Origin of the sequence: Pseudomonas sp. MWU13-2862 (genome assembly GCF_023242495.1) — a bacterium.
Classification (GTDB): Bacteria; Pseudomonadota; Gammaproteobacteria; order Pseudomonadales; family Pseudomonadaceae; genus Aquipseudomonas; species Aquipseudomonas gingeri_D.
The window spans coordinates 377488-393266 of the sequence record NZ_JALMEZ010000002.1 but is presented as its reverse complement, the minus strand read 5'-3'; the positions used below and the strand labels follow the sequence as shown (position 1 = coordinate 393266).

Here is a 15779-nt window from a genome sequence, read left to right as displayed (position 1 = left end):
TTTTACAGGGGCGTGCGCTGGTGGTGACCATCGACCAGACGATTGATGCCCAGCGGGTTGGCGTTTTGCAGCGCTTCGGGCAACAAGGCATCCGGGCAGTTCTGGTAGCACACCGGGCGCAGGAAACGCTCGATGGCCAGGCTGCCGACCGACGTGCCTCGGGCATCGGAGGTGGCCGGATAAGGCCCGCCATGGACCATCGCATCACCGACTTCGACACCGGTCGGATAGCCGTTGAACAACACCCGCCCGACCTTTTGCTCCAGCAGCGGCAGCACCTCGCCGTAGCGTTGCAGATCGCCGGCCTCGGCAATCAGCGTAGCCGTGAGTTGACCGTGCAAGCCCTGCAGCGCTTGTTGCAGCTCGACGTTGTCGGCTACTTCGATGACCACAGTGGTCGGGCCGAAGACCTCTTCCTGTAACAGCGGATCGCCATTGAGCAGCAGACGGACATCGGCCTTGAACAGTTGCGGCTGTGCCTGATTGCCCTGCTGTGGCTTACCGGCCAGATGGCTGACGCCTGAATGATCGAGCAGGGCCTGCACACCGTTACCGTAGCTGCGCAGCGTGCCGGCGTTGAGCATGGTTTGCGCCGGTTGTTCGTTCATCAAGGCACTGAGCAGCGCGGTGAACGCCGTGAACCTTGGCGAGGCGATGCCGATCACCAGGCCCGGTTTGGTACAGAACTGACCGCAACCTTGCACTACTGAAGCCACCAGTTCACTGGCGATCTTTTCGCCGCGCAATTGCAAGGCTTCGGGCAACACCAGCACCGGATTGATGCTGCTCATTTCGGCGAACACCGGAATCGGCTGGGGTCGTGCGGCGGCCATGTCGCAGAGCGCGCGTCCCCCGGTCAGGGAGCCGGTGAAACCGACGGCCTGAATCGCCGGGTGCTTGACCAGGGCTTCACCGACCCCGGCGCCGTAGATCATGTTGAACACGCCCTTGGGCATGCCGGTTTGCTCGGCGGCGCGGATGATCGCATCGGCCACCCGTTCCGCCGTCGCCATATGCCCACTGTGGGCCTTGAACACCACCGGGCAGCCCGCGGCTAACGCGGCCGCGGTATCGCCACCGGCGGTGGAGAACGCCAGTGGGAAATTGCTTGCGCCGAACACCGCGACCGGGCCGACGCCGATTCGGTACTGGCGCAGGTCGACCCTTGGTAGTGGCTGGCGTTCGGGCAATGCGCGGTCGATGCGCGCGCCGTAGAAATCGCCCCGGCGCAGGACTTGCGCGAACAGGCGCATCTGGCCGCTGGTGCGGGCGCGTTCGCCCTGGATACGGCCGGTGGGCAGGGCGGTCTCGCGGGTGACCAGGGTGATGAAGTCATCATCCAGGGCGTCCAGTTGCGCGGCGATGGCTTCGAGAAACTCCGCACGCCGGTTGGCTGACAGCGCACGAAAGGCCGGGTAGGCAGATGCAGCAGCCTGGGCGGCGGCATCTACTTCAGCAGCCGTGGCCTGGGTGAAGACGAAGGGCAGGGGCTCACCGCTGCTGGCGTCATGGCTGTGCAGGGTGATAGTGCCGGCGGCGCTGCGCGCACCGCCGATGTAGTTGTGGCCGATGATCTCGGACATGGAAAACTCCTGTCAGGACAACTCAGAGACCCACGTCCGGCAATGACGGACGATTGGCCATTGCCTTGGCCATGATCTGCTCGACGAACACACGGTCGGCTTCCGGCAAGGCCAGGCGTGGCGGACGGGTCAGGGCGCTACCGCGACCGGCGATGGCTTCGCACAACTTGATGCACTGCACCAGGTCGGCACGGGCGTCGAGGTGCAGAATCGGCATCAGCCATTCGTAGATCGGCATGGCCTCGGCAAAGCGCCCGGCCTTGGCCAGGCGGAAGATGGTTTCGCCTTCGATCGGGAACACGTTGGACATACCCGAGACCCAGCCCTCGGCCCCCACCGCGATACTTTCCAGCACCACATCGTCCAAGCCTGCGAACAGCACAAAACGGTCGCCGACTTCATTGCGCACGTCGATAAAACGCCGGGTGTCGCCGGAGGAATCCTTGAAGCACACCACGTTGTCGCAGTCGGCCAGGGAAATCAGGATGTCCGGGGTCACGTCGTTTTTGTAGATCGGCGGGTTGTTGTAGACCATCAACGGCACGTCGGCGTTTTTCGCCACGTAGCGGTAGTGCTCGGCGGTCTCGAAGGGCTTGGAGCCGTAGACCAGCGCCGGCATCAGCATCACGCCATCAACGCCGACCTTGCGTACCGCGTTGGCCACCTTGGCCGCTTGCACGCTGGTGAACTCGGCCACGCCGCAGATCACCGGCACGCGACCACGGGAGGCGTCCACCGCGACTTCGGTCACGGCGATCTTTTCTTCGGCGGTCAGGGAGGTGTTTTCCCCCACCGAACCACAGACCACCAGGCCCGAGACGCCGTCACGGATCACGTTGGAAATCACCTGGTGGGTCTTTTCCAGGTTGATGGTGAAGTCGTCGTTGAATTGGGTGGTGACCGCCGGGAAGACGCCGCTCCAGTTGATGCGTTTGCTCATGATGCTCTCCAGTGGATTAACGTATTTCGTATACGATATTTTAAGTGAAAAAATTAGACCAGTGTTTTTTCGCCGTACGTCGTCAGGGCGCCTTCGGTTTTTCTCTATCAGCCGTCTAGCGCTGGCGTTGGTGCTCAGGCGCCGGGCCAGGTGTCCGACAACCGGTAGCCTTGTGGCCAGGGATCGGCGGGGTCGAGCAGCAATTGATGGGTGCCGGTGATCCAGGCCCGTCCGGACAGGCACGGGTAGATTGCCGCGCGCCCGGCCAGTTCGGTCAGGGAATCGATGCGGCAGTGGAACTCCGAACCGATGATCGAACGCCCGATAAAACGCTCGCCGACCTGCAGCACGCCCTTGGCCTGCAACACCGCCATGCGCGCCGAGCACCCGGTGCCACAGGGCGAGCGGTCGATCTTGCCGGGGCGGATCACCACGGCGTTGGCCCCGGTGGCGACGCCGTTCTCGTAGACCACCGGCGCGGCGATCTGGCAGAAGGAGATATGCGACCAGTCCGGGTTCAGCGGATGGACGAAGCCCAACTGTTCGTTGGCGGCGCGGGTGATCTTCAGGCCGGTCTCGACCATGTCCCTGGCTTCATCGGGACGGATGGCAAACCCCAGGCGCTGGGCATCGACAATGGCGAAACTGTCGCCGCCATAGGCGGTGTCGACCTGGATCGAACCCAGGCCCTCGACTTCGATCCAGGCGTCGAGGCGGTCGGCGAACGACGGCACGTTCTTGATTTCCACCCGCTGGACCTTGCCGTCCCTGCACTCGGCCACGGCTTCGATCAATCCGCCTGGCGCTTCGAGCACCAGTCGGGTCTGGGGTTCGGTCATCGGCAGGATGCCGCTGTCGAGCAGCACGGTGGCCACGCACAGCGAGTTGGACCCGGACATCGGCGGGGTATCCGCCGGTTCCATGATGATCCAGGCCATCTGCGCCCGCGGGTCCTTGGCCGGCACCAGCAGGTTGACGTGGCGGAACACCCCGCCACGGGGTTCGTTGAGGACGAAGTTGCGCAGGGTTTCATCCCGGGCGATCCAGCGCGACTGTTCCCACACGGTGGCCCCGGGCGGCGGGGCGACGCCGCCGACAATCACATCGCCGACTTCACCTTCGGCGTGGCAACTGACCACGTGGACGATTTTTGAAGAACGCATTGCAAACTCCTCCTGTGACTGTTCGCGGACCTTGTAGGAGCCAGCTTGCTGGCGATGGTCGTCAACGATAACGCGTGGCATCAGACTGATCGCGGTGTGGCGACATTCATCGCCAGCAAGCTGGCTCCTACAGGAGCGTGTTTTATTCAGGGATCATGTTTATTTCACGGACTTGAGGAACGCCGCCGTTTCCGGCTGCACGGGATTGCCGATGACCTGGTCGGGCGCGCCGATCTCGTGCACCAGGCCGTTGCGAAAGAACGCCACGCGATCGGACACATCGCGGGCAAAGCGGATTTCATGGGTCACCAGGACCATGGTCATGCCGTCTTCGGCGAGCATGCGCATGGTGTCCAGCACTTCACCCACCAACTGCGGATCAAGGGCCGAGGTGGCTTCGTCGAACAGCATGTAGTCCGGCGACATGGCCAGGGCCCGGGCAATCGCCATGCGCTGTTGCTGGCCGCCGGAGAGTTTGCCGGGAAAGGTCTTGAGCTTGTCGCTCAGGCCCACGTGGGTCAGTTGCCGGACCGCCAGCTCCTCGGCGTCCTGCCTGCTTTTGCCGAGCACCTTGCGCGGCGCCAGCATCACGTTTTCCAGCACGGTGAGGTGCGGGAAGGCGTTCCACTGCTGGAACACGATGCCGATCTTCTGCCGCAGGCGGTTGAGGTCGGTGGCCTTGTCATGGACCTCGATACCGTCGACGCGCACGCTGCCCTTGTGAATCGATTCCAGGCCGTTGATGCACATCAGCAGGGTCGACTTGCCGGAGCCTGAGCCGCCGATGATCGACACCACCTCGCCCTTGTTCACCGTCAGGCTGACGCCCTTGACCACTTCCAGGTCGCCGAAGGATTTGTGTACGTTGTCGATCTCAATCATTTTCTTGCCACCTTCTTTCCAGACGAGCGCCGAGGCGAGCGACCACCAGGCTCATGACGTAGTAGATAAGGCCCGCGATGCACAGCACCAGCAGCGGTTCCTGGATGCGCGTGACGATGGTTTGCGAGGCGCGCAGCAGTTCGACGATGCCGATCCACATCACCAGCGCGGTGTCTTTCATCACCCCGAGCACCAGGTTCAGCCAGCCGGGGAAGGCCACCCGCGTGGCCATCGGCAGGACGATCCAGCGCAGGTCCTGCAGAAAGCTCAGACCCAGGGAGCGACTGGCCCGGCGCAGGGTCAGGGGCACCGAGAGCACGCCACCGCGGACGATCTCGGTGAAGTACGCGGCGGTGTAGACCCCGAGCACGATGCAGCCGACGCTGAAGGCGCTGATATTCAGGCCGACGATGCTTTTCAGTGAGTTGAACAGGACGAACTGGATCAGCAACGGCACGCTGCGAAACGCGTCCAGCACCCAGGCCAGGGGCAGGCTGGCGCGGGGCAACAGCGCCCGCAACAGGCCGAACAGCAGCCCGGCGGCAGAGCCGAGGAGGATTGCCCAGAACGTCAGTTGCAGGGTGACCCAGGCGCCGTTGAGCAGGAACAGCAGGTCATTCCAGGAAAAACTGGTGGAAAACATGGTCACCTCCTCAGTAGCGGAACAGTCGCCAGGCCATCAGCCGGGCTGCCGCGACGATCGCCTTGGCAATCAGGTAATACAGCACCGCTGCAATGGCGAAGAACTCGAAGGTGCGGAAGGTCTTGACGTTGTACTCCTGGGTCACCCCGGTAAGGTCATTGTTCAGGCCGACCACCACCCCCAGGGAGGTCATCAGCACCGCCCAGACCATCTGATTGCTCAGCGGATAGAAGACGATGCGCAGCAACTGCGGGACGATGATCATCCGGTAGGCCTGGAAGGCGCTCATGCCCAGTGACCGTGCGGCGCGCACTTGGGTATCGGGCACCGCCTTGAGGCCGCCGCGAAAGTTTTCCGCGAGATAACCGGCGTTGTTGAAGGTGATCCCGGCCAGCAGGGCGAACCATGAACTGACATGCAGGTCCAGCGAGCCGAGGCCGAAGTAGAGGATATAGATCTGGAACAGCGACGGGGTGTTGCGGGCAATCGACACCCAGCCGTTACCGATGCCACGGAGCAACGGATTCCTGGTTTCGCGCATCACCGTCAGGGCCAGGGCGATCAGCACCCCGAAAATCATCGACAGGGCGGCGGTCTCGAAGGTGACGACGGCCCCGGCGAGCATATCCGGCAAGGCGCGCAGGGCCGCGCGCCATTGGAAGGTGTAGTCAAACATGCGCGGGAGTCTCCTGTGGGACGGCCGGTGCCAGCCAGGCTGGCAAGCGCCCGCTGGCGTTGGCGGTGCAGGCGGCGTCGACGCATTCGGCCAGGCTGGCGAAGTGCACTTTGCGCCCCACCAGGCCGGGGGCGTAGTGGGCGTATTTGCCCGAGTTGGTCATCAAGGTGGTGGCGGCCGGTGGGATCACCGGTTCGCCGAGCATGCACCAGCAGGTGTCGGTGACCAGGGTCGCGCCGAAGGCTTCGATCGCCGCGATATGCCCGGCGGCGCGGGCCTGTTCCAGTACCGCGCGCCCGCAGGTGATGGCGAGGACCACGTCGGGGTGCTTGTGCCGACCCCGGCACAGACGGGCCAGATGGGCAAATTCGCTGAGGGAAAAATGCGGGTTGCCCAGGGACACCACCTCCACACGCGGGTCACGGGCACTGTTGAGTTCACGCCAGCTCAGCAGCAGGTCTGGCAGACGGATTTTTTCCACCGGCAGCACAACATCCGGTTCCAGCACCTGGGTCGGATCGAGTGCTTCCGGGGTCACCCCGGCGATATGAAACAGCGGCGCCGCGGAGGTGGTGGCGAAGGCCGCGCCGAAGGCTTTCAGGTCGTCGAGGCTTGGTTGGCGCTGTTCCAACCCGAGCACCAGGGGAGTCCGGCTGCCGGCCAGGGCACCGATGTGATAACCGAGCAGCGGGTAGAACGAGTCGTCCAACTCACCCAGGGCGGGTAGTTCGATTTGCAGCCGGGCCTTGCGCTGGGCGTCCAGATGGCAGCCGATCAACGGCGCGCGACCGGTCAGGGCAATGCAGATATCCAGGTAGTCCGGGTACTTCTGGGTTCGGGCGCCGAGCACGCTGTTGGCGTAGACCACGGCGTTGGATTCGGCCCAGACGATCTGTTCGCCGGCCTTCGGCGCGCTGTCGAGCAGGTAGGGCGCACAGGTAAAGCTGAGCTGCGCGCCCATCGCCATATAGGCATCGCCCAGGGCACTGGCGGGTACACCGAGAGCCGGATCGACGCCCAACTCGCGCCAGCGGCGCTGGTCCACGGAAATGGAATTGAGGGTGGTCGGGACGCGAACGCGCGCGCCCCATTGCACCAGTTGTTCGGCAAAGCGCAGGCTCGCCGGGCCCGTATAGATGCAGCCGTCGATATGCGCCTGGGTCACGTCCAGCAAGGCGGGTGCGCCTTGCAGCTCGGCCATTTGCAGGATGATTTGCATGGCTACCTGGGCGGCCTTGCCATACTGGCCGTCCAGCAGGGCCAGGTCGTGTTCGCTGAGGGCGACGCTGCTTGCCGCAGGTTGTGCCTGCACCGGTGTGGTCGGTGCCTGCCAGTGATCGGCGGGTGTCTCGTCGAAGAGCGTCAGGCGGCTGCCTTCTACCCGGGCAAAGGCCTGGCCGCGCAAGGCAGCGAAGGCCTCCCGGCCGATGCATAGCACCGGCAGGGAACGCTCGAAAATCACCTGGGCCACCAGCACGCCGAGAGTCAGGATTTCATCCGGTTCGGCCAATACCAGCGCTGCCGGCGCATGACCATTGCTGATCAACTCCATCATGACGCTGCTGCCGGTACAGGAACCGCGGCCGCTGGGTAGCGCCAGCACGCGGCCGGCCAGGTGTTCGCCACTCAAGGGGTGATGGCGGTCGATCACCTCGCCACTGAACGGATCGACTCCGCCCCAGAAACTCAGGCCGACGTCGGCGAACAGCAAGGGGCCTTGGGCGGCTCCTTCGACCAGGCTGCGTCCTGGCAGGGAAGTGGGCGTGCTGGGCATTCAGGTTTCCTCAGTAGTAGACGTGGGGCACGGTCAGGTCGGTCGGCGGAATCTCGGTCCCGACCCATTTGACGAACAGCTCCTTGTAACGTCCGGTACGCACCTGTTGGTTGATAAACAGGTTGAGGTAGTTGATCAGGCCGTACTCGTTGCGCTTGGCCCCCAGCGAGACGTAGTCGATCACGTACGGCGCGTTGCCGGCGACCTTCAGGTTCTTGTATTTGCCTGATTTGAGCGTAGCGGCTGCCACGGTGTTGGTGACGACGGTGGCGTCGATATGGCCCTGGGCGACGGCCAGGATGGTGTCGTTCTGCGATTGGTAGGCGCGGAAGCTGCCGGTGCCCCAGCTCTTCTGGTCTTTTTCCAGGGCGAGGGCTTCAAAGGTGCCGCTGGTGTTGCCGACCGGCTTGCCCTTGAGGTCTTCGTATTTGCTGATGCCGGTGTCGCTGCGGGTCAGGACCACCATCTGGAAGGCGAAGTAGGGCAGGGACAGGCCGACGGTCTTGGCCCGTTCGAGGGTGTCGGAGGTGGAGGCGACGATCACGTCGGCACGGCCCGAGACCAGCGCCGGGATACGATCCGGAAACGGCGTCTCGATGATCTCGGAATCGACCCCGAGGACTTTCGCCAGGTCATTGCAGTAATCGACGTCGAAACCCACCGGTTTGTTGCTCTCGTCACGGGAGCCCATCGGCGGGAAATCCAGGGTCACGGCGCAACGCAGCTTGCCCGAACTGATGATGTCGTCGAGCTTGTCGGCCTGGGCCGTGGCGATAAAGGACGAACTGAGAACCACACTGAGCGCTGCGGCAAAAACGGGATTTTTCATGGAGACCTCGTTATCGGTGAGTGGTGTTGGCTGTCGTATTAGGAATTTCGTATACGATATTAGATTAGCAATGACTGTGCCCGTTTCCACGTCAGAACCTGAATTCTTCGTTAGCCCTTGGGTTAGAGGGGGTGTCAGGCGGCCAGGGACCGATTGCCGGTTTTTATGGGGATGGGGGGTGTTACAGAAGGGAGCATGTTTGCGTGCTGGCGCCCTTTAAAGGAACACCATGATCAGCGACGGCTGTCTCGGTACTGGCTGGGCGCCAGGCTGGTCAGGGCGCGGAACTGGCGGCTGAAGGCGCTGTGGTCGGTATAACCGCAGCGCAGGGCGATCTCGGTGATCGGCAGGTCAGTGTCCAGCAACAGCCGCGAGGACTCCTCAAGGCGTGCCTTGTGAATCATCTGCCGTGGGGTGAGCTGGAATACCCGCTTGCAGTGGCGCTCCAGTTGCGCCACCGAGAACCCGGCAATCGCCGTCAGTTCGGCCAGGCTGATGGGCCGGGCGAAGTGGCTGCGGATATGGGCATCCACCGCCGCGAGTTTGGGGAAGGCCGGGTGGCTGGATTGCGGCAGTTGCAGATCCCGGGAAATCCCGGCCAGGCCGACGATATGGCCTTGGGTATCCAGTAGCGCGAGTTTGTGGGTCAGGCACCAGATCGGCTGGTTGCCGTAATAGAGGTGCAGCTCAAGTTGGTCGGCCAGCTCGCGACCGCTGGACAGCACCCGCCGATCCTGGGCGGTGTAGAGCGGGCCGAAGCGTTCCGGAAAGACCATGTCGGCGGTGCGCCCGAGCAGCTCGGCGCTTTCCTTGAAGCCGCAGCGCCGGGCCAGGGTCTGGTTGACGAAGGCGTAGCGGGCCTCGCTGTCCTTGATGAAAAATACCACGTCCGACAGGGTATCGAGCAGCGGCGCAATCGGCTGCAAGCTGCTCAACAGGGTCGGCAGGTCGCAGGGTTTGAAGTGGCTGAGCGAGGCATACATGGTGCTGGAAGCCTGGGGGCGATCTTCTGGATCATAGAGGCTCGGCGCCGGGCCCGGAAGCCCCGGGCCGGCATTCAGGCCGGTGGCGCGTCGTCCAGGCACAACAAGGTCTCGATCCGCGCCGGGCTGAAGGGCGGGCGCGGTGCCGAGGGTTGCCAGCCGAACAGGTGTTGCGCGGCACCGCCGCAGACCCGGCCCTGGCAGGCACCCATGCCGCAGCGACTGGCCAGTTTGGCTTCGCGCCAGTCGGCGTGTGGCACCAGTGCGGAGTAGGGTACATCTTCGCAGCGGCACACCAGGGTGTCGGGTTGGGCCAGTGACTTGAGTGTCGGCTTGAGGCGGAAAGTGTGGTTCAAAACCTTGGCAAACCCCTGCCAGCGTGCCCGCAACGGCCACAACGTCTGGGCCTGCGCACGTTCACCGACCGCCGCATGCCCGGCAATCGCGCCCTCGACCAGGGCCAGCTCACTGCCACCGAAACCGGTGCACTCACCTGCGGCGTAATGATCGGCGCGGCTGCCGGCCTGCCAGGCATCCACCGCCAGGGCCTGGCCATCGAGTGCGTAGCCCAGGGCTTGGCCGAGCTGGGTATTGGGGATCAGGCCGAAACCGCAGGCCAGACGATCACAGGCCAGCTCGACGATTTTGCCCTGCTGTTGCAGGCGCACGCCTTCCAGGCGATCCGTGCCCAGGGCGGCGAGTACATGGCTGTCGGTTCGATAGTGGTGGTCGAACAGGCTGAACGATTGCAGCAGTTTGTCCGGCCAGCGCGGCAGTTGCGCGGCGAAACCGGCGACGGCGCGGGTGCTCGCCTGTTCGGCGATACGCAGCACCCGGGCACCGTTGTGTCGGGCCGTCGCGGCGCTGGCCAGCAGCAAGGGGCCGCTGCCGGCGATCACCAGGCGCTCTTCCCGCACCGGCAATCCTCCCTTGATCAACGCCTGGAGCCCGCCCACACCGGTGACGCCGGGCAGGGTCCAGCCGGGGAAGGGCAGCAGCAATTCGCGCGCGCCGGTACACAGGATCAGTTTGTCGTAGACAATCACCCAGCCGCGTTCATCGTCTTCGACCAGCAGCTGTTTCGGACCGGCGCAGGCAATCACCCGGGTGCTGGCATGGCGTTGGATATTGCTGTGGTTCTCCAGTTGCTCGCGCAGACGGTGGGCCTGCTTCGGCAACGTGGCCTGAGGTCCGTCGCGCCAGATCTGCCCGCCGGGCAGCGGGTTGTCGTCGAGGATGACGATGCGTGCAGCGCTGGGCGCCGCGGCGAGGGCGGCGGCCATACCGGCGGGGCCGGCACCGATAATCAGCAGATCGGCGTATTCGCTCATGCTTGAGTCTCCACGCGCATGCCGTCACGGCACAGCGTCTGGCAGGCCAGACGACGGCGTCCATCGATGTTCACCCGGCATTCCTGGCAAATGCCCATGCCGCACAGGGGCGCGCGGCGTTGGCCACTGACCGATGTGCGGCTGCAACCGTCGCCGCCGAGCGCCAAGGCGGCGGCGACGCTGGTCCCTTCGGCAACTTTCAGAACGTGGCCGTCCAGCAGCAATTCAGGCATAAACCGGCTCCCCGAGAAAACGTTGCGGCAGATAAGGCAGTGCGGCCAGCGGCGGCGCTTCATCGAACAATTGCGCCACCAGCAGGTCGGCGGTGCCGGGTGCCGTTGTCACCCCCAGGCCTTCGTGACCGACGGCCAGCCACAAGCCCTGGCGTTGCGGGTGTTGGCCCACCAGCGGCAAGCCGTCGGGGCTGGCGGCGCGAAAGCCGGTCCAGGCGCGGATGCCATTGAGTTGCGCCAGCCCGGGCATGTACTCGATGGCGCGCTTGAGCATTTTCGCGAGCATCCAGCCTTCGACCTGCGGATCGGTGGTGCCGAATTGCCGTGAGGCACCGATAAACAGCTGCCCGGTCGGACGCGGCTGGATATTGCACGCCGCCGAAGGGCCGCTGGCATTGTGGGCGCTGGTGACGTAACCGAGTTCCACCAGGGTATGGGTGACTTTTCCGGGATAACGGTCGGTGATCAGCAAGTGGCCCTTTTTCGGCACGATCGGCAATTCCGGGCACAGTTCGCTGGCCTGGACGCCGTTGGCCAGGATTACCGCATCGGCCTGCAGCCAGTGACCGTCGTCGAGGCGCACACGGTTGCCGTCGACTTCACTGACCCGCGCCCGACGCTGGCGGATATTGCTGGTTTCCAGCATCCAATGGGCCGTCGCCGGGGCATAAAGAATGCCGTCGCCATTGATCAGCAATCCGCCTTCCAGACCTTCGCGCAATTCGGGTTCGCACTGGCGCAAGGCGTTGCCGCCGATCAACTCGCAGGCCACGCCCTGGGCCTGCAAGTTCAGGTATTTAGCCTGGGCAACGGCCATTTCTTCGGCATTGGCCGCCAGCCACAGGGTGCCGTTGCTGCGGTAGGCGCAACCGTCGGGTAGCGTCGGGGCCGTTTCGCGCCAGCGTTGCAGGGAGTATTGGCTGAGGGCCAGTTCGGCCGGGTTGTCGTCGAGCACCAGCAAATGCCCCATGCCCGCCGCCGTCGCCCCGGGCAGGCCGGCGTCCAGCACCAGGACCTGCAAGCCACGCCGGGCCAGCGCCTGGGCACAGGCGGCACCGACGATGCCGGCGCCGATCACGATCACATCGGCCACCCGGCCCTCGTTCACGGGCGAATGCCCCAGGCGAAGGGGTCGTCCTGTTCGATGATCAGGCTGGCCTCGGCACTGATAAAGGCCCGGCCACGAATGGTCGGCACAATGCGCTCGCCCTGGCGTTCGTAGGAGCCCTCGAACTCACTGCCGATCACACTGGCCTGACGCCAGATCTGTCCCGGTTGCAACTTGTCGTCGGCCGCCAGGCACGCCAGTTTGGCGCTGGTGCCCGTGCCGCAAGGAGAGCGGTCGTAAGCCTTGCCGGGACAGAGGACAAAGTTGCGACTGTCGGCGTGGGCGTCATCGGCGAACAGCTCGATATGATCGATCAGCCCGCCATCTTCACCGCGAATACCCTGGGCCTCCAGGGCTTGCTGGACGGCGAAGGTATAGGCGGTCAGGGCCTCGAGATTGTCGCCGACGATATCCAGGCCATGCTCGGCAATCAGGAAGAACCAGTTGCCGCCCCAGGCGATATCGCCAACCACCTCCCCGATACCCGGCACCTCCAGCGCCAGGGCTTTCTGGTAACGATAGGCCGGGACGTTGCGCACGCTCACCGAATGGTCGTCGTGCAAGGTCGCCTGCACCGTGCCCACCGGTGTCTCGATGCTGTGGGTGCCGGGGCCGATCCTGCCCAGGTGCGCCAGGGAGGCCACCAGGCCGATGGTGCCGTGGCCGCACATGCCGAGGTAACCGGTGTTGTTGAAGAAAATCACCCCGGCACAGGCACTCGGGTCCACCGGCTCACAGAGCAGGGCGCCGACCAGCACATCACTGCCCCGTGGTTCGAGGACGCAGGCCGCGCGCCACTGATCGTGCTGTTCGGCCAGCCGCTGCCGGCGCACGGCCATGCTGCCGTTGCCCAGGTCAGGAAAACCGGCGATCACCAGGCGGGTAGGTTCGCCGCCGGTGTGGGAGTCGATCACGCTGATGCGTTTCATGGGAGGGCCACGTCCGTTCCGATAAGTGACGGACAGAGTGGCCTGCAGAGGGGGGCGGCGGCTTGAGGGTTTTAGCCTGTGCCGATGACGAAATCAGCACAGTGCACGACACCGTCAATGGCTGTGGGGCAGATGCTCGAACAGGGTCTTGCAGACGCCGGCGATATGCTCATCGAGCAGCGTCACCGCGCGATCCACATCACCGGCGCGGCAGGCCGCGAGAATCTCCCGGTGTTCGTGGTCGGCGCGTTCCTTGCCGGCGGAAAGGCTCATCTGCATGCGCAGGTAGCGTTCCAGCTTGTCGTTGACCGAGCGGATCAGGCTGACCAGAAACGGCCGTTGCGCCGGTTCGTAGAGGCAGGCGTGCAACTCCCAGTTGAGTTCGGCCCAGCGACCGACGTCATCTTCACCGATAAATTCCTGGCAGATGCGTTCGGCACGGGCGAAGGTTTCTTCGGTCATGTTCGGAATCGCCAGGCGCAGCGCCTTGTCTTCCAGCAGCATGCGAACTTCGAACATCTGCGCCAGTTCCGCATCCGACACCCGGGTGACCATCGCCCCACGATTGCGCTGGAACATCACCAGGCCTTCGGCTTCCAGGCGCTTGAGGGCTTCGCGCACCGGAATCTTGCTGACGTTGAACTGCCGGGCGATATCGTCCTGGCGAATCGGCTCATCCTCGGCGAAATGCCCGGCGACAATGGCGTCGCGCAGATGGCGGGTGATGATTTCCGACGTCGAAGGCGAGTTGCCGAGGTCGGGAGCGTTGAGTTTTGGTAGGGCCACGGTTCTGATCGTTCGCAATGAGTTGTACAGATGGTATACGAAATCTTCTGGCTGTTCCTTGGCGATGGTGCGGACGGTCAAGTCAGTGGGGCACGGCATCTAGCCGGCGATGGCTTGGGCCTCGCGGATTTCATCGCGATCCAGTGAGGCAAAACCCAGGCGTAATGCATTCTCCGGTTGATCCGTGGGTGCGAACTGGCGGCTGTTACTCGCGGTCGGCCACGTGACGGCGTAGCCCGGGCGATTGCACAGCTCCATGATCGCTTGTCGTTCGACCTCGCTCAGCGCATTGCGCGGCCTGGGCCGTGCCGTGGTCGTTCGGGCGTCCGCCTGAACAGCCTCGGTTTCAGCCAGCGCCTTGTCTTTACGGCGCAACCCGCCGAACGGTCGTTGGAGTGGGTTGATAGTAAGAGCATATGCTCTTAATTTAAGTGCGTAGGGGCATGTGCTCTTATTTTTAATCATATAGGAGCATATGCTTCTATTAATTGAGAGGACCACGATCATGAGCGAAGCCGAAATTCTTGTAAGCGGTGCAACCGGGCGTACGGGTGGGGCGGCCATCGATGAGCTGCTCAAGATGGGCAAGCGCGTGCGAGCTTACGTGCGCTCGGACGATGAGAGAGCTGCGGTCCTGCGCGAGCGCGGGGTTGAAGTTGCAATTGGTGATTTCACCGATATCGATGCTATCCGCGCGGCGATGGAGGGAATCCGTTCGGCCTATTTCCTTTATCCGCTGGCGTCCGGAATTGTCGAAGGTGCAGCGTATTTTGCCCAGGCAGCGAAGGAAGCTGGAGTCAAGGCGATCGTGAATATGTCGCAGATTTCCGCACGGCGTGAGTCCAGGAGTCATTTGGCACAGGATCACTGGATCTCCGAACGTGTCTTCGACTGGTCGGGCGTGCCCACAACGCACCTGCGCCCCACGTTCTTTGCGGACTGGCTCGTGTACCCTCACTTCGCCAAGGAGATCTGGGCCAAGAAAAAAATCGAGTTTCCCTTCGAGAATGGTCGTCACGCGCCAATCGCGACTGACGACCAAGGGCGGGTGATCGCCCATATCCTGGCCAACCCGGCGGGACACGAGGGTAAGATCTACAGCCTTCACGGCCCGGTCGAGATGAATCAAACCGAGATCGCAGCGGCCATGAGCGAGGTGCTTGGCGCGAAAATCGAGTACGCACCGGCATCGATCGAGGCGTTCGAGCGTAAAATGACGCAGGAGTACAAGTTTCCGCCAGCCTTGGTACAGCATCTGGTCGAAGTCGCTCAGGACTACCGAGAGGGCGTCTTCGCGGGTGTGAACGATGTGGTGGAGAAGGTCACCGGTACGCCCGCGTTGTCCGTGCAGGCTTTCATCGAAAAATACCGGGACGTCTATGCATGAGCCGTACGTCCAGGTCGTAAGTAATCATCTGTGCTAGAGAGGAAATATAGAGATGCTGCCGGTCAACCAACCGCTAGGGATCGCCCAGTGCAATTGTTCCGCAATAAGGAAGGCGAGCCGGCAGATCTCTCGCTTCTACGATGCGCACCTTGAGCCATCGGGGTTGCGGATCACCCAATACCTTACCTTGGCCGCTCTCTATGAGCTGGGGAGTGCTGCAATCAATACCCTGGCTGAGCGGCTCGATATCGAGCGCACGGCGATGGGAAAAATGGCCGGCTTTCTGGAGCGCGAGGGGTTGATCTCGATCCGTCCTTCGCCATCGGACGGTAGAAGTCGCCTTGTAGCGCTAACCGAGGAAGGGTTGAGCTTGTTCAAAAGGGCTGCTCCTCTCTGGGAAGAGGCTCAACGAGAGTTTGAGCAATTGAACGGTATTGAAAAGGTAACGTCGCTGCGGCAGGACCTGGCTCGAGTGAAAGTCGGTGATAGGGTTGGGATATCCGACGGCTGAAAGCCAGTTCGAACGCCCAAT

17 protein-coding genes are annotated in these 15779 nt (G+C 63.4%); 2 read left to right on the top strand and 15 right to left on the bottom strand.

What is annotated here, in order from left to right:
- Positions 1-2: 2 nt before the first annotated feature.
- The 15 genes from M5C56_RS05180 to M5C56_RS05110 all read right to left on the bottom strand — a co-directional run bounded on the left by M5C56_RS05180 (position 3) and on the right by M5C56_RS05110 (position 14235).
- Positions 3-1583 (bottom strand): aldehyde dehydrogenase (NADP(+)), encoded by a 1581-nt coding sequence (locus M5C56_RS05180; protein WP_103499545.1) that lies wholly within the window; start codon positions 1581-1583, stop codon positions 3-5.
- Positions 1584-1605: 22 nt separating this feature from the next.
- Positions 1606-2523, bottom strand: a complete 918-nt coding sequence (locus tag M5C56_RS05175; RefSeq protein WP_100941688.1) for a dihydrodipicolinate synthase family protein — start codon at positions 2521-2523, stop codon at positions 1606-1608.
- Between the two features lie 134 nt (positions 2524-2657).
- Positions 2658-3686 (bottom strand): proline racemase family protein, encoded by a 1029-nt coding sequence (locus tag M5C56_RS05170; protein WP_103499546.1) that lies wholly within the window; start codon positions 3684-3686, stop codon positions 2658-2660.
- A gap of 159 nt (positions 3687-3845) precedes the next feature.
- On the bottom strand, positions 3846-4568 hold the full coding sequence (locus M5C56_RS05165; protein WP_103499547.1) for an amino acid ABC transporter ATP-binding protein: 723 nt from the start codon (positions 4566-4568) through the stop codon (positions 3846-3848).
- The gene (locus M5C56_RS05160) at positions 4561-5211 is read right to left on the bottom strand and encodes an amino acid ABC transporter permease (protein WP_103499548.1); all 651 of its coding nucleotides are present in this window, start codon (positions 5209-5211) and stop codon (positions 4561-4563) included. Before M5C56_RS05160 ends, M5C56_RS05165 begins: the two co-directional genes overlap by 8 nt.
- Positions 5212-5221: 10 nt before the next feature.
- A complete protein-coding gene (locus M5C56_RS05155; protein ID WP_103499549.1) occupies positions 5222-5887 on the bottom strand; it encodes an amino acid ABC transporter permease in 666 nt (221 codons plus the stop codon).
- Positions 5880-7661, bottom strand: coding sequence for an aconitase family protein (locus M5C56_RS05150; protein ID WP_103499550.1), 1782 nt, complete (start codon positions 7659-7661; stop codon positions 5880-5882). Before M5C56_RS05150 ends, M5C56_RS05155 begins: the two co-directional genes overlap by 8 nt.
- A 10-nt stretch (positions 7662-7671) precedes the next feature.
- Complete coding sequence (locus tag M5C56_RS05145) at positions 7672-8490, bottom strand: transporter substrate-binding domain-containing protein (RefSeq protein ID WP_103499551.1); 819 nt, start codon at positions 8488-8490, stop codon at positions 7672-7674.
- Positions 8491-8723: 233 nt separating this feature from the next.
- A complete protein-coding gene (locus M5C56_RS05140; protein WP_103499587.1) occupies positions 8724-9473 on the bottom strand; it encodes an AraC family transcriptional regulator in 750 nt (249 codons plus the stop codon).
- A 74-nt stretch (positions 9474-9547) separates the two neighbouring features.
- Positions 9548-10804, bottom strand: a complete 1257-nt coding sequence (locus tag M5C56_RS05135; protein ID WP_103499552.1) for an FAD/NAD(P)-binding oxidoreductase — start codon at positions 10802-10804, stop codon at positions 9548-9550.
- Positions 10801-11037: a (2Fe-2S)-binding protein gene (locus M5C56_RS05130; RefSeq protein WP_103499553.1), complete on the bottom strand. Its 237-nt coding sequence runs from the start codon at positions 11035-11037 to the stop codon at positions 10801-10803. Before M5C56_RS05130 ends, M5C56_RS05135 begins: the two co-directional genes overlap by 4 nt.
- A complete protein-coding gene (locus M5C56_RS05125) occupies positions 11030-12145 on the bottom strand; it encodes an FAD-dependent oxidoreductase (RefSeq protein WP_103499554.1) in 1116 nt (371 codons plus the stop codon). The genes M5C56_RS05130 and M5C56_RS05125 overlap by 8 nt, the downstream gene beginning before the upstream one ends.
- Positions 12142-13074: a 4-hydroxyproline epimerase gene (locus M5C56_RS05120; protein WP_103499555.1), complete on the bottom strand. Its 933-nt coding sequence runs from the start codon at positions 13072-13074 to the stop codon at positions 12142-12144. Before M5C56_RS05120 ends, M5C56_RS05125 begins: the two co-directional genes overlap by 4 nt.
- Before the next feature lie 114 nt (positions 13075-13188).
- Positions 13189-13860, bottom strand: coding sequence for a GntR family transcriptional regulator (locus M5C56_RS05115; RefSeq protein WP_103499588.1), 672 nt, complete (start codon positions 13858-13860; stop codon positions 13189-13191).
- 99 nt (positions 13861-13959) lie between these two features.
- Complete coding sequence (locus M5C56_RS05110) at positions 13960-14235, bottom strand: hypothetical protein (RefSeq protein WP_103499556.1); 276 nt, start codon at positions 14233-14235, stop codon at positions 13960-13962.
- Positions 14236-14365: 130 nt separating this feature from the next.
- On the opposite strand from M5C56_RS05110, the gene M5C56_RS05105 reads away from it, so the two are divergent.
- Both M5C56_RS05105 and M5C56_RS05100 read left to right on the top strand, forming a co-directional pair.
- Positions 14366-15247 carry an NmrA family NAD(P)-binding protein gene (locus tag M5C56_RS05105; protein WP_103499589.1) on the top strand — a complete coding sequence of 294 codons (882 nt, stop codon included), beginning with the start codon at positions 14366-14368 and terminating at the stop codon, positions 15245-15247.
- 52 nt (positions 15248-15299) lie between these two features.
- Positions 15300-15758, top strand: a complete 459-nt coding sequence (locus M5C56_RS05100; RefSeq protein ID WP_103499557.1) for a MarR family transcriptional regulator — start codon at positions 15300-15302, stop codon at positions 15756-15758.
- The last annotated feature ends 21 nt before the right edge of the window (positions 15759-15779 follow it).